This window comes from Kitasatospora saccharophila (assembly GCF_039529925.1).
Classification (GTDB): Bacteria; Actinomycetota; Actinomycetes; order Streptomycetales; family Streptomycetaceae; genus Kitasatospora; species Kitasatospora saccharophila.
Genome location: NZ_BAAANS010000001.1, coordinates 268860 through 295797, shown reverse-complemented (window position 1 = coordinate 295797; position 26938 = coordinate 268860). Strand labels below are relative to the sequence as shown.

The following is a 26938-nucleotide window of genomic DNA, read 5'->3' as shown; positions in this document are numbered from 1 at the left end:
CACGGATCGCCTGGCGATCCCGTGCCCCTCTTCGATTGCGCACAGCGGTGCGGCAGTATGTGCGCCATGACCTCCAGCCTTCGTGACGAGACCTCGCCGCCCGGCCCCGTACAGGCCGACGGTCCGCTGCCCAACACCGTGGTGGTGCCCGCGGACGAGGATCCGGTCTCGGAGGCCGGCAGCGAGCTGTTCGGCGGGCCGCCCGGCCGCCGGGCGCTGCTGGGGGTGTCCTGGTGGACGCCGGCCAAGTTCCTCGCGCTGGCGGTGATCGCGGTCTACGTGCTGGGCCTGTTCCAGAAGGCCCCGTGCTACACCGACGGCTGGTTCCACGGCGCCACCACCCAGTACACGAAGGCGTGTTACAGCGACATCCCGCACCTGTTCTCCGGCCGCGGCTTCGCCGACGGGCTGACGCCCTACCTGGACCCGATCCCGCAGGGCTCGCCGGACATGCAGTACCTGGAGTACCCGGTGCTGACCGGCCTGTTCATGCAGGTCGCGGCCTGGCTGACCACCCACAGCGGCGACCTGATGAGCCGTGAGCAGTGGTTCTGGATGGTCAACGCCGGCATGCTGATGATCTGCGCCGTGGTCGCCGTGGTCGCCACCTCCCGCGCCCAGCGCCGCCGCCCGTGGGACGCGCTGCTGTTCGCCCTGGCCCCGGCCCTGGCGCTGAACTCCACCATCAACTGGGACCTGCTGGCGGTCGCCCTGGCCGCCGTGGCGATGGCCTACTGGTCGGGCTCCCGGCCGGTCTGGGCGGGCGTGTTCATCGGTCTGGCCACCGCGGCCAAGCTCTACCCGGTGCTGCTGCTCGGCCCGCTGCTGGTGCTCTGCCTGCGGGCGGGCAAGTGGAAGGAGTTCGGCCAGGCGTTCGGCGGCGCGCTCGGTGCCTGGCTGGTGGTCAACCTGCCGATCATGCTGGCCAACTGGAAGGGCTGGCTGACCTTCTACAGCTTCAGCCAGACCCGCCGGGAGGACTACGGCTCGTTCTGGCTGATCCTGATGCAGGGCATCCGCAAGGGCCGGTACCTGGACACCCTGAACACCTGGATCGCCGTCCTGCTGGTGCTCAGCTGCCTGGCGGTCGGCTGGCTGGCGATCAGCGCCCCGCGCCGCCCGCGCTTCGCCCAGCTGGCCTTCCTGGTGGTGGCCGCGTTCGTCCTGACCAACAAGGTCTACTCGCCGCAGTACGTGCTCTGGCTGATCCCGCTGGCCGCGCTGGCCCGGCCGCGCTGGCGCGACTTCCTGATCTGGCAGGCGTGCGAGGTGCTGTACTTCTTCGGCGTCTGGTCGTACCTGGCCTACAACGGCGACGGCAAGCACCACGGCATCGACCAGGAGTGGTACCACTTCGCGATCGCCCTGCACCTGGTCGGCACCCTGTACCTCTGCTACGTGGTGGTCCGCGACATCCTCCACCCGGACCGCGACCCGGTCCGCTGGGACGGCAGCGACGACCCCTCCGGCGGCGTGCTGGACGGCGCCCCGGACAAGTTCGTGCTCGGCTCCGCCCGGGGGCTGCGCGAGCAGGAGACGTACGCCGCGTACGCCCCGGACGGGGACTGGCTGAGCAAGGAGCCCGAGCCGGAGGTCGAGCCGGGCGCCGGGTTCGGCCCCGACCCGGAGCCCGCCAAGTAGCCGCACCCCGCACGCGCCGAAGGGGCCCGTCCACCGGACGGGCCCCTTCGGCGTGCCGGGCTAGCGCTCGACCACCCGGTCGAAGTGGGTGGTGGTGTGGCGGACGGTCAGGGCCAGCTCGTCGCCGATCGCCGGCGGCTTGAGCTCGCCGGGCAGGAACAGGATCGACACCTGCATGTGCGGCGGCTCGGCGAACCACAGCTGCCTGCCCTGCCAGGAGTACGGCGACAGCGTCCGGTTGACGGTGGCCAGCCCGGCCCGGGCCAGCCCCTTGGCCCGCGGCAGCACCCCGTGCACGTACTTGGGCGCCTCCAGGCCGACGCCGTGCGCGGTGCCGCCGGTGGCGACCAGCAGGTGGCCCTCGGAGGGGGCCTTGTGCTGCCGGTAGCCGTAGCGCTCGCCGCGGGTGACCGGGACGACGTCCAGGACGGTGGCGCGGGAGGACAGCGCCTCCACCTCGCCGAGCCACAGCCGGGTGCCGATCCGGGAGCGGAACCCGGTGCCGGGGTGCCGTTCGGCCAGCCGCAGCCCGTCCTCGGCGGACAGGTGGCTGAGGTAGACGGTGTCGGTGGGCAGCCCGGCCCCGTCGATCGCCCGGACCAGGCGGTCCACCTCGTCCACCGGGTCGCTGCCGTCCGGCCGGTCCAGCGGCAGGTGCAGGGCGAAGCCCTCCACGGTCAGGTGCCGCACCGGCAGCCGGGGCAGCTCGCCGACCGCGACGCCGTGCCGCCGCATCGAGGTCATGCACTCGATGACGACCCGGCTCCCGGCGGGCAGCGCGGACAGCGCCTCGGCGTGCGCGACGGTGCGCACCACCCTCCCCGCGGGCAGGTCCGCCCCGGGCTGGCCGGGCCGGTAGGGGGTGAGCACCAGCAGGTCGCCGGGGAAGTCGCCGGCCACCGCGGCGGCCTCCTCGGCGCTGCCCACCGCCAGCATCGGGACGCCCAGCCGGGCCGCCTCGGCGGCCAGCCGGGTGTTGCCGAAGCCGTAGCCGTTGCCCTTGGCGACCGGGACCAGTGCGCCGAACTCGGCCAGCAGCCCGCGCTGGTGCGCCCGCCAGCGGTCGGTGTCCACGTACATCGTCAGGGTCATGCCGTTCTCCCGGGTCTCCCCGTGGCCTTTCTCGGGTGGTGCGGCCGCAGCCGGCTCGGCGGGTGGCTCAGCGGCGCGACATGTAGAGGTCGAGCGCCTTGTGCAGCAGCTTGTTGAGCGGGAAGTCCCACTCGCCGAGGTACTCCGCGGCCTGGCCGCCGGTGCCGAGCTTGAACTGGATCAGCCCGAACAGGTGGTCGTCCTCGTCCAGCGTGTCGCTGATCCCGCGCAGGTCGTAGACGCTCGCGCCGAGCGCGTAGGAGTCCCGGATCATCCGCCACTGGACCGCGTTGGACGGCTTGACCTCGCGCTTGTGGTTGGCCGAGGCGCCGTAGGAGTACCAGACGTGCTCGCCGACCACCAGCATCGTGGTGGCGGCCAGCGGCTCGCCCTCGTGGTAGGCGACGTACAGCCGCATCCGGTTCGGGTCCTCGGAGTTGAGGGACGTCCACATCCGCTGGAAGTAGGAGAGCGGCCGGGGCGTGAAGTGGTCGCGCTCGGCGGTGACCACGTACAGCTTGTGGAAGACCGCGAGGTCCTCGTAGCCGCCCTGGACGACCTCGACGCCGCTCTTCTCGGCCTTCTTGATGTTGCGCCGCCACAGCTGGTTGAAGCCGCGCTGCACGTCGTCCAGCGAGCGGCCGCCCAGCGGCACCTGGAACACGTAGCGGGGCTGCACGTCGCCGAAGCCGGCGCCGCCGTCCTCGCCCTGCAGCCAGCCGGCCCGGCGCAGCCGCTCGGCGGTCTCCAGGGCGCGCGGCTCGCTGAAGTCGGGCTCGACGTCGCGCAGCCGCTTGGCCTGCTTGCCGGCGATCGCGTCCTTGATCGTGGTGGCCTCCCAGCGGCGCACCACCACCGGCGGGCCCATCTTCACGGTGAACGCGCCCTGGGACTTCAGGTGGGCCAGCATCGGCTTGAGCCAGCGGTCGAGGTCCTGGTCGAACCAGTCGATGACCGGGCCCTCCGGCAGGTAGGCCAGGTAGCGCTTGACCTTGGGCAGCTGGCGGTAGAGGACGAGGCCGGCGCCGACGATCTGGCCGGAGGCGTCGAACCAGCCCAGGCTCTCCGCCCGCCACTCCGACTTCACGTCGCCCCAGGACGGCACCTGCATGTGGCTGGCCGAGGGCCGGCTCTGCACGAAGGCCAGGTGCTCCTCGCGCGTGATCGTCCGCAGTCGCAGGTTCATGCCCCGTGCTCCTCCTCGTCGGAACTGCCCATGGTGACCCTATCGCCCGAATCATCCGATTCGACCGGAAGCGATCCGACATGATGATGCCCTCCCGGCCGCACCCGCGGGTACTGGTGCTGGGCCGGGAGGGCACCGGGGGCCGGGCACCGGCGCGGGGTCCGCCCCGCGCCGCGCCCGGCCGTCACCGCACGCCGGTCAGAACAGCCCGCCGTGCGCGACTCCGAGGAAGAGGCCGAACGCGGCGGCGCCGGTGCCGATCACCACCGCGAAGCGCTCGGCGGTGGTCACCGAGTAGAACAGGCCGGTCAGACCGGTGAGCACGCCGATCAGGCCGGCCCACGAGGTCAGGACGTGCAGGCCGTGGAAGAACGAGGTGACGAAGGCGATCGCGCCGAGCAGGACGGTCACGCCGACCAGCGCGTTCTCCCGCGGGTGCGGGTGTCCGTCGGTGTTGAGGGTGAACTGCGGCCGGTGGTGCTGCTGCGGCCTGGGTGCGGCCTGTGCCATGGGACCCACCTCCTGGGGGAGGGAACGTTCGGTCTGTCCAGGTTGCGACCGATGTGACCGAAGTGACAACCCCGGCGGCCAACTGTTTTGTCCGCCGGTCGGCTCACCCGGTAGGCTGGCCCCTCTGCACTGGTGTAGGGGCGTGCTCCGCATGCCCGCGACCACCGGTGCGACGCGCACAACCCTCCTGCCACGGAAACGCCGTGGCCGTTGAGTCCAAAGGAGGTGGGTTACACATGCGTCACTACGAGGTGATGGTCATCCTCGACCCCTCGGTCGAGGAGCGCGCTGTCTCCCCCCTGATCGAGAGCTTCCTCAACGTCGTCCGCACCAGCGGCGGCAAGGTTGAGAAGGTCGACACCTGGGGTCGTCGTCGCCTGGCGTACGAGATCAACAAGCAGTCCGAGGGCATCTACTCGGTCATCGACCTCAAGGCCACGCCCGAGGTCGTCAAGGAGCTCGACCGCCAGTTCAGCCTGAGCGAGTCGGTTCTGCGGACCAAGGTCCTGCGCCCGGACACCCACTGAGCCCACTCCCGGCGTCCGCGCCGGAGGGCTCACGTCCGGTGTTCCACGTGGAACACCGCTGACGAGCACCGCAGAACTCCTTTCCGAGAGGTCATCACCACATGGCAGGCGAGACCGTCATCACCCTCGTCGGCAACCTCGTCGACGACCCCGAGCTGCGCTTCACCCCGTCGGGTGCCGCGGTGGCCAAGTTCCGCATCGCGTCCACCCCGCGCACCTTCGACCGCCAGACGAACGAGTGGAAGGACGGCGAGAGCCTCTTCCTCACGTGCAACGTCTGGCGTCAGCCGGCGGAGAACGTGGCCGAGTCGCTGCAGCGCGGCATGCGCGTGATCGTGCAGGGCCGACTGCGCCAGCGGTCTTACGAGACCAAGGAAGGCGAGAAGCGGACGGTCTTCGAGGTCGAGGTCGATGAGGTCGGCCCGAGCCTGCGCTCGGCGACCGCCAAGGTCACCCGTGCCAACCGGACCGGCGGTCCGGGCGGTGGCGGCGGCTTCGGCGGTGGCGGCGGCCAGCAGGGTGGCGGCGGCTACGGCGGCGGCGGCGGCAACCAGGGCGGCGGCAGCTGGGGTGGAAACTCCGGCGGCGGCAACCAGGGCCCGTCCGACGACCCGTGGGCGTCCAGCGCCCCCTCGTCCAACCAGGGCGGCGGCGGCTGGGGTGGAAACTCCGGCGGCGGCTACTCGGAAGAACCCCCGTTCTAAGCGGTGCTCGGCCGGGCCCCCCGCGGGCCCGCCGATGCTGACAGATCTCGTACTAAACGGAGCACACAATGGCGAAGCCGCCTGCTCGCAAGCCGAAGAAGAAGGTTTGCGTCTTCTGCAAGGACAAGGCCACGTACGTGGACTACAAGGACACGAACCTGCTGCGGAAGTTCATCTCCGACCGCGGCAAGATCCGTGCCCGCCGGGTCACCGGCAACTGCACCCAGCACCAGCGTGACGTCGCCACGGCCGTGAAGAACAGCCGTGAGATGGCCCTGCTGCCCTACACCTCCACCACGCGCTAAGAGAGGGTGACCGAACAATGAAGATCATCCTCACGCACGAGGTTCCCGGCCTCGGCAGCGCCGGTGAGGTCGTCGAGGTCAAGGACGGCTACGCCCGCAACTTCCTGGTCCCGCGCGGCTTCGCCATCCGCTGGACCAAGGGCGGTCAGAAGGACGTCGACGCCATCCGTCGCGCCCGGAAGATCCACGCCATCCAGACCCTGGAGGCCGCCAACGAGGTCAAGGCCAAGCTGGAGGGTCTCCAGGTCAAGCTGGCCGTCCGCTCCGGCGACGCCGGCCGCCTGTTCGGCTCGGTGACCCAGGCCGACGTCGTGGAGGCCATCAAGGCCGCCAGCGGCCCGGCCGTGGACAAGCGCGCCGTCGCGATCGCCTCGCCGATCAAGACCGTGGGCAGCCACAAGGTCTCGGTCAAGCTGCACGCCGACGTCCAGGCCAACCTCGACGTCAACGTCGTCGCCGCCTGAGCGCAGTAGCAAGCAGTCCGGAGGGCCGGACCCCGTTCGCGGGGTCCGGCCCTCCGGCCGTTCCCCGCGGGCCGTTCCCCGCGGGCCGTTCCCCCCGGTCGTTCCCCCGCAGGCCGTTCCCCCCGCGGTTCAGGACCGGACGGCGCCGGTGACCATCCAGTGGCCGGTGCGCACCCGGCCGACCAGGAACGCGGCCCGGGCCAGCATGAACAGGTTCATCGCCCACCACAGCCCGGCCAGCCCCAGGCCCAGCGCGGGCACCGCCAGCGCCGCCGGGACGAACACCAGCAGGGTGGCCAGCATCGCCAGGGCCAGGTAGCGGCCGTCACCCGCGCCCATCAGCACGCCGTCCAGCACGAACACCAGCCCGCCCACCGGCTGGGTCAGCGCGGCCAGCAGCAGCGCGGTGGACAGCTGGTGCTGCACCGCCGGGTCGGAGCTGAACAGCGGGACGTACAGCGGCCGGCCCAGCACCATCAGCAGCCCGAACAGCACGCCCGCGCCCAGGCCCCACTCGACCATCCGCCGGGTCGCCGCCCGGGTGCCGGGCAGGTCGCCCGCGCCCAGGTAGCGGCCGATGATGGCCTGCCCGGCGATCGCCACCGCGTCCAGCGCGAAGGCGACGAAGGACCAGACCGTCATGGTGATCTGGTGGGCCGCCACCTCGGCGTCACCCAGGTGGGCGGCCACCGCGGTGGCCAGCAGCAGCACCGCGCGCAGGCTCAGGGTGCGCACCAGCAGCGGGCCGCCGGCCCGGGCCGAGGCGCGGATGCCGGCCGCGTCCGGCCGCAGCGTCGCGCCCTCCCGGCGGGCGCCGCGGACCACCACCACGACGTACACCGCGGCCATCGCGTTCTGCGCGATCACGGTGCCCCAGGCGGAGCCGGCCACGCCCAGGCCCGCGCCGTACACCAGGCCCAGGTTGAGCAGCAGGTTGGCGGTGAAGCCGCCGATCGCCACCAGCAGCGGGGTGCGGGTGTCCTGGAAGCCGCGCAGCACGCCGGTGGCGGCCAGCACCAGCAGCATCGCGGGCACCCCGAGCGCGCTGATCCGCAGGTAGGTGACGGCGTACGGGGCGGCGGTGGCGGAGGCGCCGAGCAGCCGGGCGGCCTGCGGGGCGAGCAGCAGGGTGAGCAGCACCAGGCCGGCCGAGAGCAGCAGGGCCAGCCAGATGCCGTCGACGCCCTGCTGGACGGCGGCCCGCCGGTCGCCGGCCCCGATCCGGCGGGCCACCGCCGCGGTGGTGGCGTACGCGAGGAAGGCGAACACCCCGACGACGGTGGTGAGCGCGGCGGAGGCGACGCCCAGGCCGGCCAGCTGGGCGGTGCCGAGGTGGCCGACGATCGCGGAGTCGGCCATCAGGAAGAGCGGTTCGGCGACCAGGGCGCCGAAGGCCGGGACGGCCAGGGCGAGGATCTCCCGGTCGTGGCGGCGGCGTTCGGCGGTGGCGGGGGACCTGACGGGCATGGGCCCAGCCTACTCATCCACAGGTAAGAGGTGAAGAGCCATATGATCTCTTACCCGCACTGTGGACGGAGAGTGTGTCGAACACCTCTTCGGGGGCACCCCTGGTCGTGTGAAGAATTTCTCATGCACAGGCTAAGTGGGGAGTAGTCCCAGGTCAGCGAGTTGACATTGGGGCGATTGGATGGTTATCCACAGGGTTGTGCACAGCTTTGGCGGGGTTCTCCACAGGCTGTGAGTCGTTATCCACATGCCCTGTGGATAACTTTCCCGGCGCACCGGCGGTGGATACCGCGGCCCGGACCGGACCCGGCGGCCGTTCAGGGCCGACCCGCGCGGGGCGGGAGCTGTCGGCTCGGTACCGTAAGAAGGACAGGCGCCGAAGGACGGGTACGTCACCGGACCGGCCCGCACCAACTCGCACGCTCGCTGATCGGGGAACACGCGTGACCGGCCCCCAGTACGACGACCACGACGCCCCGCCGCCCCCCGAGGACGACTGGCAGCCGTCCGACGACGCCTTCCCGCTGGACGCCTTCCCCGACGTCCCGGGCGACCGCCTGCCGGTCACCCGCCGCGCGAACGCCCCGGCGGGCCGCGACGGTTCGGGCTCCGGCGGCTCCGGCGGCTCCGGCGGCTCCGGCGGTCGCGAGGGCGGCTCCGGTGGTTCGGGCGGCTCGGGCGGCTCGGGCGGCTTCCAGCGGCGCGACGGCGGCAAGGGCGGCGACCGCTTCCCCGGCAAGGGCGAGCGCCGCGACCGGGACGGCGAGGGCGGCTTCGGCGGCGAGGGCTTCGAACGCGTCCCCCCGCAGGACCTCGCGGCCGAACAGTCCGTCCTCGGCGGCATGCTGCTCTCCAAGGACGCCATCGCGGACGTCGTCGAGGTGCTCAAGCCCGCCGACTACTACCGGCCCGCCCACGAGCTCATCCACGGCGCCATCCTCGACCTCTACGCCCGCGGCGAGCCCGCCGACCCGATCACCGTGGCCGGCGAGCTCACCAAGCGCGGCGAGCTGACCCGGGTCGGCGGCCCCTCCTACCTGCACACCCTGGTCAACTCCGTCCCCACCGCGGCCAACGCCGAGTACTACGCCGAGATCGTCCACGAGCGTGCCGTCCTGCGCCGCCTGGTCGAGGCCGGCACCCGCATCGCCGGCATGGGCTACGCCGCCGAGGGCGACGTCGACGACATCGTCAACGCCGCCCAGGCCGAGATCTACGCCGTCACCGAGCAGCGCACCAACGAGGACTACGCCCCGCTCGCCGACATCATGGAGGGCGCCCTCGACGAGATCGAGGCCATCGGCTCCCGCTCCGGCCAGATGTCCGGCGTCCCCACCGGCTTCGCCGACTTCGACGCCCTCACCAACGGCCTCCACCCCGGCCAGATGATCGTCATCGCGGCCCGCCCGGCCATGGGTAAATCAACTCTCGCCCTGGACTTCGCGCGGGCGTGCTCGATCCACAACAACCTGCCGAGCGTGATCTTCTCGCTCGAAATGGGCCGCAACGAGATCGCCATGCGACTGCTGTCGGCGGAGGCCCGGGTGGCGCTGCACCACATGCGGTCGGGGAACATGACCGACGACGACTGGACGCGGGTGGCCCGGCGGATGCCGGAGGTCAGTGCGGCGCCGCTGTACATCGACGACTCGCCGAACCTGTCGATGATGGAGATCCGGGCCAAGTGCCGGCGGCTCAAGCAGCGCAACGACCTGCGGCTGGTGGTGATCGACTACCTGCAGCTGATGCAGGCCGGCGGGTCGAGACGGGCGGAGAGCCGGCAGCAGGAGGTCTCGGACATGTCCCGTAACCTCAAGCTGCTGGCCAAGGAGCTGGAGATCCCGGTGATCGCGCTCTCCCAGCTGAACCGAGGCCCCGAGCAGCGCACCGACAAGAAGCCGATGGTCTCCGACCTGCGCGAGTCCGGCTCGATCGAGCAGGACGCCGACATGGTCATCCTGCTGCACCGCGAGGACGCCTACGAGAAGGAGTCCCCGCGGGCCGGCGAGGCCGACCTGATCGTCGCCAAGCACCGCAACGGCCCCACCGCGACCATCACCGTCGCCTTCCAGGGCCACTACTCGCGCTTCGTCGACATGACCCGGGACGTGACCTGATGTCAGCCGGACGGCCGGTCAGCACTGCCAGAGGAAGGCGGCCCGGGTGCAGGGGCGGCAGGTGAAGAGGTAGCCGCGGCCGTCGTCGCCGAAGTTGATCCCGGTGTCGTCGTTCTCCAACTGGGCGGCGAACTCCATCGGGCTGGCGCAGCCGGGGCAGCTGGGGATCTCGGGGTCCTGGAGCCAGCCGGGGGTGCCGCCGACCCGGCCGGCCTCGGGGCGGTCGTCGGGGTGGGACGCGGGGTGCAGGGCGGTGGCGGGCAGCAGGGTGGGGGCGTCGGATTCGTCGGAGGCGGGGGCGGGGGCGGGGCGGAGCGGGGTGCCGGGCGGGAAAAGGTAGGCGCGGTTGGCGCCGTCGTCGGCGGCCCAGCCGCTGCACAGGCCGGGGTCGAAGTCGCAGAGGAAGACGGCGGCGGTGCCGTGGTCGAGCGGCAGGTGGGCGATGAACAGCAGGGAGCTCTCGCACTCGCGGCAGTGCGGCCACCCGAAGCCGGCGGGGGCGAGCGGGAGGCCGCCGGTGCGCGGGCCGGGGGCGTCGGCGGCGGTGGGGCCGCCCCGGAGGAGCAGGTGCATGCGGGCAGGCTACGCAGGGGTCGGACGGGGCGGCGGGTGCGGGGTCAGAACCAGTGCAGGCAGTGCGGTTCGCGGTCGGCGCGGAACAGGGCGTCGGCGCGGGCCGGGACGTCGGGGTGGTGGGCGCGCAGGTGGCCGGCCCGGACCAGGGTGCCGGGGGTGGTGCCGCCGAGCAGGATCGAGCCGAGGTCGCTGACGTCGAGGGAGAGGTCGGGCGCGCGGTCGGTGGGGACGCACTCGGCCTCGCCGCCGCGGACGGTCAGCAGGAGGCGGTGGTGCTCGCCGAGGAACGGGTCGTCCACGTCGAGGACGAGCGTGCCGTCGGTGCTCCAGCCGCGGGCGGTGAGCGCGCCGGGGACGTCCAGCACCCGGGCCCAGAGCCAGTCGGTGTGCTTGCCGGGCTGCGCGGCGCCGAAGTCGACGAGCTGCCAGGGCAGCGGGCTGTCCGGCGGGACGTGCCGGAACACCACCTCCTGGACCAGGTCGTGGCCGAGCAGGTAGCGCACCAGCGCGGTGTACGCGGCGTCGGTAGCGGCGACCGTCTCGTCGACGACCAGGCTGCGCTTGTCCTCGACCGCGTAGCTGGCGTACCCGTCGGGCGTGCCGTCGGCGTCCCGGTGCAGGGCGACGTAGCGGGGCTTGGGGGCGATCGGGGGCTGGCCGGCGCCGCGGGCCCACCAGCGGTGCGGGCGGGAGACCGAGCCGGGGCGGGTGCGCCGGTAGCGGTCGTAGACCTGCTCCAGCAGGTCCACCGCCGGTTCGCGGCGCAGCAGTTCGACCGTTCCGGCGGGCTCGTCGGCCCCGCCGCGGGGCGGGGTGAGGGCGGCCCGGTGCCGGGGCACGGTCAGGGCGCGGGTGTAGGTGGCGGGGCCGTAGCCGAAGCGGCGGTAGATCACCGCCTCGGAGGCGAGCAGCACGGACAGCACCTCGCCGCGCTCCCGCAGGTCGGCGAGTTGACGGCGCATCATCGCGGTGAGCACGCCGCGCCGCCGGTGCGAGGGCAGCACGCCGACCGCCGTCACCCCGGAGACCGGGACCAACGCCCCGCCGGGCAGGGTGAGTTCGAAGGTGTACGCCCCGGCGGTGCCGATCGCCCGCCCGTCGGCGTCCCGGGCGAGCAGGCCGCGCTCCGGTTCGAAGGCCGACCACCAGACGCCGGTGCCGTCCTCGCCGGGCGGGTCGGGGAGCAGGCCGAACGCGGCGTGCATGGTCTCCACGAAGAGCTGGTGGTCCTGCTCGCCGCTGGGCCTGATGTCGGTCACTGCCGCCGCCTTCCGGGGTCGCCGTCTCGGTCGTCGGGACAGTGCAGCCGTCCTGTGCGGCCACGGTCAAGCGATTAAGCGCGGTCGGGTAGGGTCGCCCGCCATGGACGAGGAGCTGGAGCTGTACCCGCTGCCGGACGAAGTGCTCGCGCTGCTCGTGGAGTTGGCGGCTCCGCCGCGGCTGGTGGCGCACCTGCGGCTGGTGCACGACGTGGCGGTGCGGTTGGCGGACTGGACGGCGGAGCGCTGCCCGGAGCTGGCCTTCGACCGGGCCGAGGTGCTGTTCGGGGCGGCCACCCACGACGTCGGGAAGGCGGTGCACCGCTCGGAGCTGTCCGGTCCGGGGTCGGCGCACGAGCCGGCCGGGCGGGAGCTGCTGCTGGCGGCGGGGGTGGCGCCCCGGCTGGCCCGGTTCGCGGCCGGGCACGCCGACTGGGGTCCGTCCTCCGGCCCCGAGGACCTGCTGGTCAGCCTGGCCGACAAGGTGTGGAAGGACGGGCGGGTGCCGGACCTGGAGGACCTGCTGGTCGCCGCCCTGGCGCGGGCGGGCGGCGGCGAGCGCTGGTCCTGGTTCCTGGCCCTGGACGAGCTGCTCACCGCCGTCGGCGCGGACGCGGGGGCGCGGCTGGCGTACCAGGCGCGCCACCCGGTCTGAGGCGGGTCAGCCGAGCGTGACGGTGCTGCGGAAGACGGTCGCCCCGGGGCCGGTGAGCACGGTCGCGGCGCCGTCCGCGGGCAGGAACGCGGACTCGCCCCGGTGCAGCGTCAGGGTCCGTCCGCCGGAGGCGAGTTCGACCGTCCCGTCGGTGCACAGCAGGATCTGCGGGGCGTCGCCGGGCAGCGTGGCGGGGCGGTCGGCGAGGTCGTAGCGGGAGAGCCGGAACTCGTCGATCGGCACCGGGTAGAGCCGCTCGCCGTCCGGGCCGGCCTCGGGGCGCAGCACCTCGGGCAGGGCGCCGCGGAAGCGGACCACCTTGAGCAGCTCGGGAACGTCCACGTGCTTGGGGGTGAAGCCGCAGCGCAGCACGTTGTCGGAGTTGGCCATGATCTCCACGCCGGTGCCGCGCAGGTAGGCGTGCGGGAGGCCGGCACCGAGGTAGAGCGCCTCGCCGGGCTGCAGCCGGACGTGGTTGAACAGCAGCGCGGCGATCAGCCCGGGGTCGCCGGGGTACTCGGCGGCGGCGAAGGCGTACCCGGCCAGCGCGCCGGTCGGGTCGGCGGGGGCGGCGGCGGTGACGGCGCGGGCGACGGCCTCGACGGTCTCCCGGCCCGCGGCGTCGGTCATGCCCAGCGCCGCGGCGAGCGCCCCGGCCAGCGCCTCCTCCTCGGGCTTGGAGCGCAGCAGGTCGATCAGCGGGTCCAGCCCGGGGACGCCGAGCGAGGCCATCAGGTCGGCCGCCCCGGCGGGGCTGCGGAAGCCGCACAGGCCCTCGAACTCGCTCAGCGCGCAGATCAGTTCGGGCTTGTGGTTGTCGTCCTTGTAGTTGCGGTGCGGCGCGTCGGCCGGGACGCCGCGGGCCTCCTCGTCGGCGTACCCGGCCTGCGCCTGCGCCCGGGTCGGGTGGGCCTGCAGGGAGAGCGGCAGGGCGGCGGCCAGCACCTTGACCAGGAACGGCAGGGCCGGCCCGAAGCGCTCGACGGACGCGGCGCCCAGCTCGGCGACCGGGTCGGCGGCGATCACCCGGTCCAGCGCGGTCGGACCGTCCCCGCGGTCGACCAGGGACGGCGCGCCGGGGTGGGCGCCCATCCACAGTTCGGCCTGGGGCACCCCCGTGGCGGGCCGCCCGAGCAGCTCGGGGATGGCGGTGGCCGAACCCCAGGCGTAGTCGCGGACGGTGTTGTCGAGCCGGTCCATCAAGTGCTCCAGATTCGTGGGTGCGCGGGTGCCCGGTGCCCGGGGAACCCCGACAATAGTCGACGCCCTCGACGCCCCGGGGGTTGCCGCGATCACCCTCCTGGACCCGCCCACCCGGCGGCCCGGGGGCCTTCCGGCCAGGCTGGACGGGTACGGGGCCGCCACGGCCCGCCGCCGCACCGACCAGGGGAGCAGCCGTGACCGCGTCACCGCCCGACGAGAGCGCCCACGGCCGGGTGACGGGCCCCGCACCGGCCTTCCGCCCGCTGGAGGTCGAGGTCTTCACCGGTCCGGAGAGCGCGTTCTTCGCCACGTCCAGCCTGGTGATGGGGGAGCGCACGGCGATCCTGGTCGACGCCCAGCTGACCCGCAGCGCCGGCCGCGAACTGGCCGAGTGGATCGCCGGCAAGGGCCGGGAGCTGCTGGCCATCGTGGTCAGCCACCAGCACCCCGACCACTACTTCGGCGCGGAGGAGGTGCTGCGGCTGTTCCCGACCGCGCAGCTGGTGGCCGCGCCCTCGGTGGTCGAGGGGATCGGGCGGACCGCGGCGGCCAAGGTCGCCCAGTGGAAGCCGGTGTACGGCGACGACGTCCCGGACCAGCCGCTGCTGCCCGCGCCGCTGCTGCCGCGGCCGCTGATGATCGACGGCCAGCTGATCCGGGTCCTGCAGCTCGGCCAGGGCGACGCCGCGGGTTCCACCGTCACCCACCTGCCGAGCGTCCGCACCGTGATCGCGGGCGACTTCGTCTACAACGGCACCCACGTCTGGACGGCCGACACCGACCCGGACGCCCGCGACCAGTGGTCGCACAACCTCGGCCTGATCGCCGACCTCGGCGTGGACCGGGTGATCGCCGGGCACCGCGCCCCCGGCATGGACGACGCCGCCCACCGGGTGCTCGCCTTCACCGCGGGCTACCTGCGCGACTTCGACGAGGCCCTGCACGACCACCCCGAGGACGCCGAGGCGCTCGCCGCCGCGATGAACGAGCGCTACGGCGGCCTCACCCTCCCCGCCATCCTGGAGCACGGCGCGGCCGCGAACACCGCCCGCCGGGAGGTCCCGACCGTGGACGACGGGGCGGCGGCGCAGGAGACGGTGGAGGAGGCGGCGGAAACCGTCGACGGCGAGCGGTGACACTGGGGGTGTGACGGATCACGGGGCGGAGCGGGTGGCGGAGCGCGGGTACGACGCGGTGGTGGCGGCCGGCGGGGCGGGCAGCCGGCTCGGCGGGGTGGACAAGCCGGCCCTGACGGTCGGCGGCCGCCCGTTGCTGGACCGGGTGATCGCGGCCTGCCCGGACGCCCGCCGGGTGCTGGTGGTCGGCCCCGAGCGGCCCACCGAACGGGCCGGGGTGCGCTGGCTGCGCGAGGACCCGCCGGGCGGCGGGCCGGTCGCCGCGGTCGCCGCCGCGCTCCCCGCGGTGACCGCCCCCCGGATCCTGCTGCTGGCCGCCGACCTGCCGTTCCTGGACACCGCGACGGTGCGGCGGCTGCTGGCCGCCCTCGACGACCCGGACCGCGACGGCGCCCTGCTGACCGACGCCACCGGCCGCGACCAGCCGCTGGCCGCCGCCTACCGGACCGCCGCCCTGCGCACCGCGCTCACCGCCCTCGGCGCCCCGGCCGGCCGCCCGCTGCGCCACCTCCTCGCCGGCCTGCGCCTGGCCCGACTGCCCGACCCGGCGCACGCCTCCTTCGACTGCGACACCTGGGCCGACCTCGCGGAGGCCCGCGACCGGGAGCACGGCGGGAGGTGAAACCAGGGGCTCGGGGAACGGCGAGGCCGTGGCTGCTGGGGGTGCACTGCCGTTGCGGGCATCTGCTTCGGGTTCTGTTCAAAGACACGCAGCAGCACGGGCCTTCGATGGGCTCCGGCCGTCTCGCCGTTCCCCGAGCCCCTGGCGGTGCTCTCCCGTGGTTCTCACGGGGGCGCGGAGGGGGCGGTGAGCGAAACGAACCGCGGCGCTCATCCGGGAAGCGGTCTACCGGGGTGCGGATCGGGCAGCATGGCGTCATGGAACGCACATTGGACGAGTGGATGGCCGCGGCCGGCGCCGAGCTGGGCCTGGACCTGGCGGTGGACGTTCGTGGGCTGCTGGACATGACCCGGGTGGTCGCGCACGGCGTCGAGCGTCCGGCCGCGCCGCTCACCGCGTTCCTGGTCGGCTACGCGGCGGCCGCGAACGGCGGCGGTGCGGCGGCGGTGGCCGAGGCGAACGCGAAGGTGACGGCGCTGGCCGAACGCTGGGCGGACGGACGGTGAGTCGGACGGCGGAGGAGGTCAGGGTGACCTCGGCGGCGCCCACACTGCGCGGGTGCCCGTGGCCGGCGGCCCGGCACGCGGCGCGGACGGCGGTCCGCCCGCTGCCGGTGGAGCGGGTCGAGCCGGCGGCCGCCGCCGGGCGGACGCTGGCGGAGCCGCTGGCGGCGCTCACCGACCTGCCGGCCTTCGACACCTCGGCGATGGACGGCTGGGCAGTGGCCGGTCCGGGCCCGTGGCGACTGTCCGGCCGGGTGCTGGCGGGCCAGGACTGCGCGCCGCTCGCGGACGGCGCGGCGGTCGAGATCGCCACCGGCGCCCAACTGCCGCCCGGGGCCACCGGGGTGCTCCGGCGCGAGCACGGCACGCTCACCGGACTCCCGGACGGCACCGCCCAACTGCGCGGCGAGGTGGCGCCCGGGCAGGACGTCCGGCCGCGCGGCCAGGAGTGCCGCCGGGACGAGGAACTGCTGCCCGCCGGGCTGCCGGTGACCCCGGCGGTGCTCGGGCTGGCCGCCGCCGCCGGACACGACCTGCTGGCGGTGCACCGCCGCCCGACCGTCGAACTGCTGCTGCTGGGCGACGAACTGCTGGTGGCGGGGGTCCCCGGCCCGGGCCGGGTGCGGGACGCGCTGGGCCCGCTGCTGCCGCCCTGGCTGGCCTCGGCGGGGGCCGAACTGCTCGGCAGCCGCCACGTCCGGGACGACTTCGGGCTGCTGCGGGACGCGATCCGGCACTCGCCCGCGGACCTGGTGCTCACCACCGGCGGCACCGCGGCCGGGCCGGTGGACTTCCTGCACGCCGCGCTGGAGGCCACCGGCGGGCACCCGTTGGTGGACGGGGTGGCGGTGCGGCCGGGCCACCCGATGCTGCTGGCGGCGCTGCCCGGCGGCCGCCACCTGGTGGGCCTGCCCGGCAACCCGCTGGCCGCCGTGGCCGGGACGGTCACGCTGGCCCTGCCGCTGCTGCACGCGCTGTCCGGCCGGGCGCTCCCGGCGGCCGGGCCCGCCGAGCCGCTGGCCGCCGCGCTGCCCGGACACCCCGTCGACACCCGGCTGCACCCGGTGCGCCGCGGCCCCGCCGGGCTGGTCCCGCTGCCGCACGACGGCCCGGCGATGCTGCGCGGCCTGGCCCGGGCCGATGCGCTGGCGGTCGTCCCGCCCGGCGGGCTGGCGGCGGGGGAGCGCGCGGAGGTGCTGGCGCTGCCGACGACCTGAGCGGGATGTTCCACGTGGAACGGCGGAGGCTCGGCAGTGCGCGTGTTCAGGGGCTCGGGGAACGGCGAGGCCGTGGCTGCGAGTGGTTCACTGCCGTGGCGCGCTTCTGCTTCGGGTTCGGTCAAAGACACGCAGCAGCACGGACACTTCGATGGGCTCCGGCCACCAGCAGCACGGACCCGCCGTTCCCCGGGCCCCTGACGGGGTTAGTGGGTGACCGGGGTGCCCGGCTTGATGACGATCAGGCGGTCGGTGAGTTGGAGCGTCGCGGCTTCCGGCTCGGTGTAGTTGAGCACTCGGCGGCCGCGGACCACCGCGACCACCAGGTCGTCCAGTTCGCGGGGGCTGCGTCCGGCCTCGGCCTTGGTGACCGGGCGCTCGGCGACGTCCAGGCCGTTGCCGTAGGTCAGCAGGTCCTCCATCACCGCGCCCGCGTTCGGGCTGAGCATCGACATGCCGAGCAGCCGGCCGGCCGAGCTGGACGAGGTGACCACCACGTCCGCGCCGCTCTGCCGCAGCAGCGGGGCGTTCTCGTCCTCGCGGACGGCGGCGACCACGGTGGCGCCCTTGTTCAGCTGGCGGGCGGTCAGGGTGATCAGGGCGGCGGTGTCGTCGCGTTCGGGGGCGACCACCACCTGGGCGGCGCGCGGCAGTTCGGCCCGGATCAGGGTCGCGGCCCGGGTGGCGTCGCCGAGCACGCCGACCAGTCCGTCGTGGGTGGCCTGGTCGACGGCCTTGGCCTGCGGGTCGACCACCACGATGGAGTCCTTCGGGACGCCCTGCCCGAGCAGGGTGTCCACGGCGCTGCGGCCCTTGGTGCCGTAGCCGATGACGACGGTGTGGTCCCGCACGGTGTGCCTCCAGCGTTCGATCCGCCACTGCAGGCGGGTGCGTTCGGTGAGCACTTCGAGAGTCGTGCCGACCAGGATGATCAGGAAGAGCACGCGCAGCGGGGTGATCACGAAGATGTTCACCAGCCGCGCGGTGTCGCTCACCGGGGTGATGTCGCCGTACCCGGTGGTGGAGAGGGTGACGGTGGCGTAGTACGCCGAGTCGAGGAGGCTGACCGAGGAGTCCGCGTTGTCGTTGTAGCCCGCGTGGTCCGCGTACACGATCAGCGTGGTGGCCACCAGCACGCCCAGGGCCAGCAGCAGTCGGCGGCCGACCTGGCGCATCGGGGGTCGGGTCCGCCGGGCCGGCAGGGCGATCCGGCGGGTGGGGTCGGTGGTGTCGGTGCCCGCGTCCCGGAAGCGACTGAGCGTCAGACGGGACGGCCGGGCACCCGTGTCGTGGGTCGGATTGGAATTCGGCACAGGCACAAGGATGGAGGGTGAGTCCACCGCCGGGTGACGGCGGGGCCGGAGTGTCGCCGCCCTGTCGCCCGGGCTCCGGGGGCCCTGACGGACTGTCCGTCGACGGCGAGGGGGCCGGGGCGCGCAGGGGCGGGGGCGTAGCGTGGCGGCCATGCGAGCCATCACGATTCCCGAGCCCGGAGGCCCTGAGCGGCTGGTCTGGGCCGAGGTTCCCGATCCCGTCCCGGCGGCCGGCGAGGTGCTGGTCGAGGTCGCCGCGACCGCCGTCAACCGGGCCGACCTGCTGCAGCGCCAGGGCCACTACGATCCGCCGCCGGGCAGTTCGCCGTACCCGGGCCTGGAGTGCGCGGGCCGGATCGTCGCGCTCGGCCCCGGGGTGTCCGGCTGGGCGGTCGGCGACGAGGTCTGCGCGCTGCTCGCGGGCGGCGGCTACGCGCAGCGGGTCGCCGTCCCGGCCGGGCAGCTGCTGCCGGTGCCGAAGGGGCTGACGGTCCAGCAGGCGGCGGCGCTGCCCGAGGTGGCCTGCACGGTGTGGTCCAACGTGTTCCAGGTCGCCCACCTGCGCCCCGGCGAGACCGTCCTGCTGCACGGCGGCGCCAGCGGCATCGGCACCATGGCGATCCAGTTGGCCAAGGCGGTCGGCGCCCGGGTCGCGGTCACCGCCGGCAGCCCCGAGAAGCTGGCCCGCTGCGGCGAGCTCGGCGCCGACCTGCTGATCGACTACCGCCGGCAGGACTTCGTCGCGGAGGTCGCCGCGCTCGGCGGGGCCGACGTCATCCTCGACATCATCGGCGCGAAGTACCTGCAGCGGAACATCGACGCCCTGGCGGTCAACGGCCGCCTGGTGGTGATCGGCCTGCAGGGCGGGGCCAAGGCCGAGGTCAACCTCTCCACCCTGCTGGCCAAGCGCGCCGCCCTGGTCGCCACCAACCTGCGCGGCCGCCCGCTCGGGGAGAAGGCGGCCATCGTCGCGGCCGTCCGCGAGCACGTCTGGCCGCTGGTCGAGGCGGGCGCGGTCACCCCGGTGATCGACCGCGTCCTGCCGATCGCCGAGGCCGCCGAGGCCCACCGGGTGGTCGAGTCGGGCGCCCAGGTCGGCAAGGTCGTCCTGGAGATCTAGGCCCCGGTCCCGGGGCCGCGATCCGGGGTCGAAATGCCCGGAGTGTCCGAGTATGTGAGTCTGGTCACAAGCTGTTCCGCCTCCGCCCGCATCCCCCTGCGGACGGCCGTCGGGAGGACCTGCTTTCCATGCTCGCTCGCCGCCGCTCCGGGCCCGCCGCCCCGGCCCGCCCCGCCGCCGTCCGTCCCGCCGCCGTCCGTCCGCCCGCGCTGTGCCGCTGGGCGGTCCTGACCGGAGCGGCGCTGCCGCTGCTGCTGGCCGCCCCGGCGCTGGCCGCCGATCCGGCCGCCGGGGCGCGGCAGCAGGCGCAGGCGCAGCTGGACGCGGCCCGGGCGCAGGTGCGGGAGCGGTTGGACGCGGCGCGGCAGCAGGCGGCGGGGGCCACGCGGCTGCCGGGCGCCCCGCCGTCGGCGGCGGTCCGGCCGCCGGGCGGAGCGATATCCGTGCCGCCCGTCCCGCCCTTGCCGCCACTGCCGTCCGTGCCGCCGGCCCCCTCGGTCCCGGTCGGGGCGAGCACCACGGCGACGGCCAGCCGGAGCGCGACTGCGCCGGTGGTGCCGGTGGTGCCGTCCGTCCCGGCGGGGTCGGAGCTGCCGGTGGAGCCGGGGGAGTCGGCGGAGCCCTCCCCGTCCCCCTCCCCGTCGGTTTCGCCGACCCCCTCGTCCGCGCCCGGCCCCGCGGAGCCCTCGGCGTCCCCGGCGTCCCCGGGTGAGGTGCCGGGGCCGCCCGCAGCGTCCTCCGCCGCCCCCGGGCCCGGGCGGCACCAGCAGCCGGTGGTGCCGCTGTTCCCGGCGGCGCCGTGGACGCCCCCGTCGGCGGAAGGGACCGGCGGGAGCGACGAGGGCTACGGGTCCGACGAGGGCGACGGGACGGGCTGGACGGACGGGACGGGGGCGGCGGGCGGCCGGTCGGCGGTGCCGGAGCCGGACGCGGCGGTGCCGGGCCGGGGGACGGGGGCGGACGGGGACGGGGCTTCCGCCCTGCCGGGGCCGGAGACGGATCCGGCCACGGGCCCGGCGGCGGGTGCGCCGGCGGACGGCGGTGCGGGCGCGGAGGAGACGGCGGTGGCGGGCGGGGAGCTGGCGGTCGGTCCGGCGGTGCCCGGGCTGCACCCCTGGGGCGACTCGTCCGCGCGGCAGCTGCCGCTGGGCGTCGGCCTCGGGATGATCGGCCTCGGTCTGGGGATGATCGGACTGCGGCTGCGCCGGCGGTAGCGGGGACGGCCGGCGGTGGCCGGTGGCGGCCAGGGGCGGGACGATCGGGGGGCCGGCTTCGTTGACCTCTGCGGTGGACGAAGCATATGAAGGAGCTATGACCAACCCGATGAACGAACGGTCGCAGCAGGATCCCTTCCAGGCGTCGCAGGCGGCGGTGGGCGGGAGGCCAGAGGACAGTCCGAAGGTGCTGATCGTCGGGCCGGACGGGATGGCGGTGGGCACCGCGCCGGCCGGCGGACTGGGGCGGGGCGGCGAGGACGACGAGCCGCGCGAGCTGCCGGTGACCGAGATGGTCGAGCAGCCGGCGAAGGTGATGCGGATCGGCAGCATGATCAAGCAGCTGCTGGAGGAGGTGCGGGCGGCGCCCCTCGACGAGGCGAGCCGGGCCCGGCTGAAGGACATCCACGCCAGCTCGATCAAGGAGCTGGAGATGGGCCTGGCTCCGGAGCTGGTCGAGGAGCTGGAGCGGCTCTCGCTGCCGTTCGCCGACGACAGCATCCCGACCGAGGCCGAACTGCGGATCGCCCAGGCGCAGTTGGTGGGCTGGCTGGAGGGCCTGTTCCACGGCATCCAGACCGCGCTGTTCGCCCAGCAGATGGCGGCGCGGGCGCAGTTGGAGCAGATGCGGCGGGCGCTGCCCCCCGGTCTGCACGGCGCGGAGGGCGATCCGGAGGAGGGGCCGGGCCGCGGGATCCGTTCCGGTCCGTACCTGTAGCCCTACCCACGGTGGCCTCGCGGGGGCCGCGTTCCGGCGCGGCCCCGAACCGCTACCCTGACCGGTGTCCGGAGTAGTACCGCGCGCCGAGGGGGAGCTGGGACGATGACAGAGGGCACCACCGAGGGGCACTCGCTCGGGCACGGCCGGTACGTGCTGCAGCGGCTGCTCGGGCAGGGCGGCATGGCGTCCGTCCACCTCGCCCACGACACGGTGCTGGACCGTCAGGTCGCGGTGAAGACGCTGCACACCGAACTGGGCCGGGAGGACTCGTTCCGGGAGCGGTTCCGGCGCGAGGCGCAGGCCGTGGCGCGGCTCCAGCACACCAACATCGTCTCGGTGTTCGACTCCGGCGAGGACGTCGCCCCGGACGGGGCGACCACGCCGTACATCGTGATGGAGTTCGTCGAGGGCCGTTCGCTCAAGGACGTGCTGGACGAGCAGGTGACCACGCTCGGCGCGATGCCCAACGAGCAGGCGCTGAAGATCACCGGTGCGGTGCTGGCGGCCCTGGAGGCCTCGCACGACCAGGGGCTGGTGCACCGCGACATCAAGCCGGCCAACGTGATGGTGTCCACCAAGGGCGTCGTCAAGGTGATGGACTTCGGCATCGCGCGCGCCCTGCAGTCCGGCGTCACCTCGATGACGCAGACCGGCATGGTGGTCGGCACCCCGCAGTACCTCTCGCCCGAGCAGGCGCTCGGCAAGAGCGTGGACGCCCGGTCCGACCTGTACTCGGTCGGCTGCATGCTGTTCGAACTGCTCAGCGGGCAGCTGCCGTTCGACGGCGACTCGGCGTTCTCGATCGCCTACAAGCACGTGCAGGAGACCCCGCCGGCGCCGTCCACGCTGAACCGGGCGGTCACCCCGGAGATCGACGCGCTGGTGGAGCGGGCGCTGCGCAAGGACCCGGCGCACCGGTTCCCGACCGCGGAGGCGATGCGCGAGGAGCTGGAGCGCGTCCTGTCGGGGGCGCAGGGCGGCGGCAACACGCCGCTGCAGGCGTCCACCCCGCTGGTGATCGGCGAGGGCCCGCGCTCGGTGCACGCCGCGCCGTCGCTGACCAACTTCCCGCCGGTGCAGCCGCAGCAGCCGTACCAGCCGGGCCCGCCGACCCCGCCGCCGTACGCGGCGCAGACGCCGCCGCCGTTCCCGCAGGTGGCGCAGACCCCGCCGCCGTTCCCGCAGCCGGCCTTCCAGCAGCCGTTCCCGCAGAGCACCCCGGCGCCCTTCCCGGTCCAGACGCAGGTCCCGATGCAGGCCCCGCCGATGGCGATGCCGCCGTACGCGGCGCCCAACAGCGGGCGCAACGGCTGCTCGACCGCGGCGATCGTGATCTGCGTGATCGCCGGCGTGCTGTTCCTGGCGTTCGTGGTGATCGTCATCGCGGTGGCCAGCGCGAGCGGCTGAGGCCCCGGGCGCAGCCGGTCAACACGGTACTCGAACCCGTCGGCCGGGCGGGCCCGCAGTGCCCGATCCGACCCCCGCGCGCGCCCTCCCGTTCCACGCCGGAGGGCGCGAGACGGTAGCGTGCTCGGGAGGAACCGACAGGGCGAACGCACGCCGAGCGGGTGCCCGGGGCGAGGAGCGATGGGTCAGAGCGAACGACCGGACGACGACGGGGACCAGCGGCGGGACGTGCCCGGTGAGGGTGTCCTGGGCGGGGCCGCGGACCGGGACGGGGAGGCCACCGGCCCCACCGAGGTGATTCCGTCCGGGCCCCGAACTCCGGGCCGCGGCAGTGCCGTTCCGTTCCCCACGGTCGGGGACGGCCGCTACCGGCTGACCCGGCGGCTGGGCCGCGGCGGGATGGCCGAGGTGTTCGCCGCCCAGGACATCCGGCTGGGCCGCACCGTCGCCGTCAAGCTGCTGCGCTCGGAGCTCGCCGAGGACGACACCGCCCGGCTGCGCTTCACCCGCGAGGCGCACGCCGTCGCGGCGCTCAACCACCACTCGATCGTCGCGGTCTACGACACCGGCGAGGAGCAGCACGGCGGGGAGTCCACCCCGTACATCGTGATGGAGCTGGTCGAGGGCCGCACCGTGCGCGAACTGCTGGTGGACGAGGAGGCGCCGCCGGTCGACCAGGCGCTGATCATCACCGCCGGGGTGCTGGAGGCGCTGGCCTACAGCCACCGGCACGGCATCGTGCACCGCGACATCAAGCCCGCCAACGTCATCATCACCACCAACGGCGCGGTCAAGGTGATGGACTTCGGCATCGCCCGCGCACTGGCCGGCGGCGCCACCACCATGACGCAGACCGGCATGGTGATGGGCACCCCGCAGTACCTCTCGCCCGAGCAGGCCCTCGGCAAGGCCGTCGACCACCGCTCCGACCTGTACGCGGCCGGCTGCATGCTGTACGAACTGCTCACCCTGCGGCCGCCGTTCGTCGGCGAGACGCCGCTCTCGGTGGTCTACCAGCACGTCCAGGACGCGCCGGTGCCACCGTCCCGGGCCAACGACCGGGTGCCGCCGCCGCTGGACGCGCTGGTGATGCGGGCGCTGGAGAAGAACCCGGACGACCGGTTCCAGAGCGCCGACGAGTTCCGCGCCCACGTGCAGCACGCGCTGCGGCAGATGCACGGCGCGGCCGGCGCGGGCTACCCGGCGGGCGCGGCCGGCCTGGCGGCCGCCGCCGCGGCCGGGGCCTGGGAGCACACCCCGCCGCCCGGCTCCGCCTCGCTCACCGAGCCGATGAGCCCGCTGGCGGGCGACACCGGCGCCACCGAGGCGCTGCCCTACCAGGCCACCTCGGCCTACCGGACGCCCGCGCAGCCCTACCCGGCGGCCGGGACGGGCGGCGGCCACGGCGGCGACGGGGACGGCGAGGGGCCCGGCAAGCCGCGCCGCCGCAACCCGTGGGGCTGGGTGCTGGGCGCGGTCGCGCTGGTGCTCGCCGCCACCATCGGGGTCGCGCTGGCGCTGACCGCCAACGACAAGAAGGGCACCCCCGAGAAGGAGCAGCAGACCACCGCGCCGGTCTCGACGCCCAGCGCCCCGACCACCGACGAGCCGGTCGAGCGGCCCACCACGGCGGCGCCGACCCGCACCCCGAGCAGCAACACCCACCAGCAGGAGACGCCGAGCAGCACGCCCTCGCCGAGCACCTCGCGGTCGGCCAGCCCGTCCGCGTCCGCCTCGGCCAGTTCGACGCGTACGACGACGTCGCCGAGTGCTTCGCCCAGTCCCAGTGGGGAGCAGAGCAGCGAGCCGCCTTCCCCGAGCAGCCCGGCCGCGCCGCCGACCAGCCCGAAGCCGACCGGTACCGGGCTGGCGGTCGGCGGGGTGTCGCTCCACCAGCAGTAGCCGGTGCGGGCAGGTCAGTTGGTGAAGGCGTCCATGACCTGCTCGTACTCCTGGCACCACCAGGACAGCTGCCCGGCCGCGGCCGGGAACAGCGGGTCGGCGCGGTGGTCGCGGCGCTGGTAGCGCCACTGCGGCATCCACAGGTCGTTCAGCCGTTCCCACCAGACCCGGTGGACGGCGCGGGCGACCTGTTCGGTGTCGGCGGCGCCGGTGGCGCGGTAGGCGCGGGCCCAGTGGCGGACCCGGGGGAGGTCGAGGACGCCGGTGGTGCGGTCGTTGAAGAGCAGGGTGGCGGCCCGGACGGCCTCCTCGGCGACCGGGTGCGGGGCGAGCTTGTCCCAGTCCAGGACGGCGCTGACGGCGTCGCCGCGGTAGAGCACGTTCAGGCCGTGGAAGTCGCCGTGGGTCCAGCCGGTGGGCGGGGCGTCGGCGGGGCCGGGGCGGCGGTGGCGGTGGGCGTCGAGCAGGTCGAGCCGTTCGGCGAGGTGCTGCTCGACGCGCCGGTCGAAGTCGTCGTAGGGGCGGTGGTCGCGGGCCAGGGCGCGGAGTTCGGCGATGATCCGCCGGGTCTCCCCGGCGTCGGCGCTGAGCACCCCGTCGGGCTGCCGCAGCGGGGCGCACACTTCGGCCAGTGCGCCGTGCAACGCTCCCAGCAGGGTGCCGAGTTCGCCGCACCCGGCGGGGGTGAGCCCGGTGCCGTGCCGGTGGTTTCCGGCCACCCACGGGTAGAGCGCGAACAGCCGTCCGCCGTGCGCGGTGACGGTGCGGCCGTCCCGGTCGGCGAGCGGGGCGGGCACCGGCAGGCCGCGGGCGGCGAGCGCGCCGGTGGCGCGGTGCTGGGCGGTGATCGCGGGCCGGTTGGCGGTGGCCCGGTCGACGTAGCACTTGAGGAAGTAGGAGCCGTCCCCGGTGTCGACCCGGTAGCCCCGGTTGAGCAGGCCCTCCGCGACCGGCGTCACCGTGTCGGGCGGCGGTACGGGGTAGGCGCGCAGGACCCCGGCCACGGCGGCGTGCGCGACCGGGGGGCTGAGGGTTCCGACGGGGGGAGCGGTGGCGTCCGGGCGGGCCGGCGCGAGGGAGAGGGTCTGTCCGTCCGTCACGCACAGAGCGTATTACTCGGCGTGATGGTGGCTTGACACAGCGTGTGCGAATCTGCTCAGTGCTGCTGGTCGGCCTGGCGGCGGGCCACGTAGGCGGCGGCCTGGGTGCGGCGCTCCATGCCCATCTTGGCCAGCAGGCTGCTGACGTAGTTCTTCACCGTCTTCTCGGCCAGGTGCAGCTCGTTCCCGATCTGCCGGTTGGTCATCCCCTCGCCGATCAGGTCGAGGATCCGGCGCTCCTGTTTCGTCAACTGCGCGATCCGCTCGTCCTCCTTCTCGCCCCCGTCGCGGAGCCGGGCCAGCACCCGACTGGTGGCCACCGGGTCGAGCAGGGACTTGCCGGCCGCGACGTCGCGCACCGCGGAGAGCAGATCGGTTCCGCGGATCGCCTTCAGCACGTATCCGGAGGCACCCGCCATGATCGAGTCGAACAGCGCCTCGTCGTCGGAGAAGGAGGTGAGCATCAGGCACTTCACCGACGGGTCCTGCGAACGGATCTCGCGGCACACCTCGACGCCGTTGCCGTCGGGGAGCCGGACGTCGAGGACCGCCACGTCCGGGTGGACCGCCGGGATGCGGTTGAGCGCCTCGGCCGCCGTGCCGGCCTCGCCCACCACCTCGATGTCGCCCTCCATGGAGAGCAGGTCGTGCACGCCGCGCCGGACCACTTCGTGATCATCGAGGAGAAACACCCTGATATGTCCGTTATCAGTCATTTGCAAAGCGTCGCACAAATCGATGCCGGTTACCCCCTATCGCAGCGGCCCGTGCCCGGATACCGTGCGCTGGTGTCCTGACCGGAACGGGCAAGCCGCGTCATCCCGGCGGTTTTCCCACCGGAGAACAACTAGGACGTCCTAGCGCAAGGGCGCCAAAGGGCGTCGCTGGGTAACGTTCTCGTGAGGGACGCCGTCGGAAAGGGAACACCGCCTGCCCGCACCGGTGCGCACACCCACGCGCACGGGGAGGGGGGCGAC

General features: G+C 74.2%; 24 protein-coding genes and 2 pseudogenes. 16 read left to right on the top strand and 10 right to left on the bottom strand.

Annotation, left to right across the window (positions count from 1 at the left end):
- The first annotated feature begins 57 nt into the window (after nucleotides 1–57).
- Nucleotides 58–1641, top strand: coding sequence for a glycosyltransferase family 87 protein (locus ABD345_RS01495; RefSeq protein ID WP_380274012.1), 1584 nt, complete (start codon nucleotides 58–60; stop codon nucleotides 1639–1641).
- A 60-nt stretch (nucleotides 1642–1701) separates the two neighbouring features.
- Here ABD345_RS01495 and ABD345_RS01490 read toward each other — a convergent pair whose 3' ends face one another.
- From ABD345_RS01490 to ABD345_RS01480, 3 genes are all read right to left on the bottom strand, one after another.
- Nucleotides 1702–2733 (bottom strand): alanine racemase, encoded by a 1032-nt coding sequence (locus ABD345_RS01490; protein WP_344549790.1) that lies wholly within the window; start codon nucleotides 2731–2733, stop codon nucleotides 1702–1704.
- Between the two features lie 67 nt (nucleotides 2734–2800).
- Nucleotides 2801–3919, bottom strand: a complete 1119-nt coding sequence (locus tag ABD345_RS01485) for a lipid II:glycine glycyltransferase FemX (RefSeq protein ID WP_344549789.1) — start codon at nucleotides 3917–3919, stop codon at nucleotides 2801–2803.
- A 198-nt stretch (nucleotides 3920–4117) separates the two neighbouring features.
- The gene (locus ABD345_RS01480) at nucleotides 4118–4429 is read right to left on the bottom strand and encodes a hypothetical protein (protein WP_344549788.1); all 312 of its coding nucleotides are present in this window, start codon (nucleotides 4427–4429) and stop codon (nucleotides 4118–4120) included.
- Between the two features lie 236 nt (nucleotides 4430–4665).
- Between ABD345_RS01480 and rpsF the strand changes: the two genes are divergently transcribed.
- From rpsF to rplI, 4 genes are all read left to right on the top strand, one after another.
- Nucleotides 4666–4956: a 30S ribosomal protein S6 gene (gene rpsF, locus ABD345_RS01475; RefSeq protein WP_030457607.1), complete on the top strand. Its 291-nt coding sequence runs from the start codon at nucleotides 4666–4668 to the stop codon at nucleotides 4954–4956.
- A gap of 101 nt (nucleotides 4957–5057) precedes the next feature.
- Nucleotides 5058–5660 carry a single-stranded DNA-binding protein gene (locus ABD345_RS01470; RefSeq protein ID WP_344549787.1) on the top strand — a complete coding sequence of 201 codons (603 nt, stop codon included), beginning with the start codon at nucleotides 5058–5060 and terminating at the stop codon, nucleotides 5658–5660.
- Between the two features lie 68 nt (nucleotides 5661–5728).
- Nucleotides 5729–5965, top strand: a complete 237-nt coding sequence (rpsR, locus tag ABD345_RS01465; RefSeq protein ID WP_030457605.1) for a 30S ribosomal protein S18 — start codon at nucleotides 5729–5731, stop codon at nucleotides 5963–5965.
- 17 nt (nucleotides 5966–5982) lie between these two features.
- On the top strand, nucleotides 5983–6429 hold the full coding sequence (gene rplI, locus ABD345_RS01460) for a 50S ribosomal protein L9 (RefSeq protein WP_014136989.1): 447 nt from the start codon (nucleotides 5983–5985) through the stop codon (nucleotides 6427–6429).
- Nucleotides 6430–6558: 129 nt separating this feature from the next.
- Here rplI and ABD345_RS01455 read toward each other — a convergent pair whose 3' ends face one another.
- Nucleotides 6559–7896, bottom strand: coding sequence for an MATE family efflux transporter (locus tag ABD345_RS01455; RefSeq protein ID WP_344549786.1), 1338 nt, complete (start codon nucleotides 7894–7896; stop codon nucleotides 6559–6561).
- A gap of 443 nt (nucleotides 7897–8339) precedes the next feature.
- On the opposite strand from ABD345_RS01455, the gene dnaB reads away from it, so the two are divergent.
- Nucleotides 8340–10013, top strand: coding sequence for a replicative DNA helicase (gene dnaB, locus ABD345_RS01450; RefSeq protein ID WP_344549785.1), 1674 nt, complete (start codon nucleotides 8340–8342; stop codon nucleotides 10011–10013).
- Nucleotides 10014–10031: 18 nt separating this feature from the next.
- Here dnaB and ABD345_RS01445 read toward each other — a convergent pair whose 3' ends face one another.
- Nucleotides 10032–10586 carry an NADH-quinone oxidoreductase subunit E gene (locus ABD345_RS01445; RefSeq protein ID WP_344549784.1) on the bottom strand — a complete coding sequence of 185 codons (555 nt, stop codon included), beginning with the start codon at nucleotides 10584–10586 and terminating at the stop codon, nucleotides 10032–10034.
- 44 nt (nucleotides 10587–10630) lie between these two features.
- Nucleotides 10631–11848 (bottom strand): GNAT family N-acetyltransferase, encoded by a 1218-nt coding sequence (locus ABD345_RS01440; RefSeq protein ID WP_344549783.1) that lies wholly within the window; start codon nucleotides 11846–11848, stop codon nucleotides 10631–10633.
- 103 nt (nucleotides 11849–11951) lie between these two features.
- Here ABD345_RS01440 and ABD345_RS01435 point away from each other — a divergent pair, with 103 nt between their 5' ends.
- Nucleotides 11952–12503: an HD domain-containing protein gene (locus tag ABD345_RS01435; RefSeq protein ID WP_344549782.1), complete on the top strand. Its 552-nt coding sequence runs from the start codon at nucleotides 11952–11954 to the stop codon at nucleotides 12501–12503.
- 6 nt (nucleotides 12504–12509) lie between these two features.
- On the opposite strand, the gene manA is transcribed toward ABD345_RS01435, so the two are convergent.
- The gene (gene manA, locus ABD345_RS01430; protein ID WP_344549781.1) at nucleotides 12510–13703 is read right to left on the bottom strand and encodes a mannose-6-phosphate isomerase, class I; all 1194 of its coding nucleotides are present in this window, start codon (nucleotides 13701–13703) and stop codon (nucleotides 12510–12512) included.
- Nucleotides 13704–13900: 197 nt separating this feature from the next.
- On the opposite strand from manA, the gene ABD345_RS01425 reads away from it, so the two are divergent.
- The 4 genes and pseudogenes from ABD345_RS01425 to ABD345_RS01410 all read left to right on the top strand — a co-directional run bounded on the left by ABD345_RS01425 (nucleotide 13901) and on the right by ABD345_RS01410 (nucleotide 17184).
- Nucleotides 13901–14842, top strand: coding sequence for an MBL fold metallo-hydrolase (locus tag ABD345_RS01425; RefSeq protein WP_344549780.1), 942 nt, complete (start codon nucleotides 13901–13903; stop codon nucleotides 14840–14842).
- Nucleotides 14843–14852: 10 nt separating this feature from the next.
- Nucleotides 14853–15455, top strand: a pseudogene (mobA, locus tag ABD345_RS01420) (molybdenum cofactor guanylyltransferase); the annotation flags it as partial.
- Between the two features lie 245 nt (nucleotides 15456–15700).
- Nucleotides 15701–15970 (top strand): annotated as a pseudogene (locus ABD345_RS01415) (DUF6457 domain-containing protein); the annotation flags it as partial.
- Nucleotides 15971–15993: 23 nt separating this feature from the next.
- Entirely contained in the window at nucleotides 15994–17184 is a 1191-nt protein-coding gene (locus tag ABD345_RS01410) for a molybdopterin molybdotransferase MoeA (protein ID WP_344549779.1), read from the top strand.
- Nucleotides 17185–17390: 206 nt separating this feature from the next.
- On the opposite strand, the gene ABD345_RS01405 is transcribed toward ABD345_RS01410, so the two are convergent.
- Nucleotides 17391–18449 (bottom strand): potassium channel family protein, encoded by a 1059-nt coding sequence (locus tag ABD345_RS01405; RefSeq protein WP_425556744.1) that lies wholly within the window; start codon nucleotides 18447–18449, stop codon nucleotides 17391–17393.
- A 199-nt stretch (nucleotides 18450–18648) separates the two neighbouring features.
- Here ABD345_RS01405 and ABD345_RS01400 point away from each other — a divergent pair, with 199 nt between their 5' ends.
- From ABD345_RS01400 to ABD345_RS01380, 5 genes are all read left to right on the top strand, one after another.
- Entirely contained in the window at nucleotides 18649–19617 is a 969-nt protein-coding gene (locus ABD345_RS01400) for an NAD(P)H-quinone oxidoreductase (protein ID WP_344549778.1), read from the top strand.
- A 128-nt stretch (nucleotides 19618–19745) separates the two neighbouring features.
- Nucleotides 19746–20831, top strand: coding sequence for a hypothetical protein (locus tag ABD345_RS01395; protein WP_344549777.1), 1086 nt, complete (start codon nucleotides 19746–19748; stop codon nucleotides 20829–20831).
- 97 nt (nucleotides 20832–20928) lie between these two features.
- Entirely contained in the window at nucleotides 20929–21549 is a 621-nt protein-coding gene (locus ABD345_RS01390; protein WP_425556743.1) for a bacterial proteasome activator family protein, read from the top strand.
- 105 nt (nucleotides 21550–21654) lie between these two features.
- Nucleotides 21655–22959 (top strand): protein kinase domain-containing protein, encoded by a 1305-nt coding sequence (locus tag ABD345_RS01385; RefSeq protein ID WP_344549776.1) that lies wholly within the window; start codon nucleotides 21655–21657, stop codon nucleotides 22957–22959.
- A 180-nt stretch (nucleotides 22960–23139) separates the two neighbouring features.
- Entirely contained in the window at nucleotides 23140–24861 is a 1722-nt protein-coding gene (locus ABD345_RS01380) for a protein kinase domain-containing protein (RefSeq protein ID WP_344549775.1), read from the top strand.
- Between the two features lie 14 nt (nucleotides 24862–24875).
- Here ABD345_RS01380 and ABD345_RS01375 read toward each other — a convergent pair whose 3' ends face one another.
- Both ABD345_RS01375 and ABD345_RS01370 read right to left on the bottom strand, forming a co-directional pair.
- On the bottom strand, nucleotides 24876–25961 hold the full coding sequence (locus ABD345_RS01375; RefSeq protein WP_344549774.1) for a phosphotransferase enzyme family protein: 1086 nt from the start codon (nucleotides 25959–25961) through the stop codon (nucleotides 24876–24878).
- Nucleotides 25962–26017: 56 nt separating this feature from the next.
- Nucleotides 26018–26677 carry a response regulator gene (locus ABD345_RS01370; protein ID WP_030457586.1) on the bottom strand — a complete coding sequence of 220 codons (660 nt, stop codon included), beginning with the start codon at nucleotides 26675–26677 and terminating at the stop codon, nucleotides 26018–26020.
- Between the last annotated feature and the right edge of the window lie 261 nt (nucleotides 26678–26938).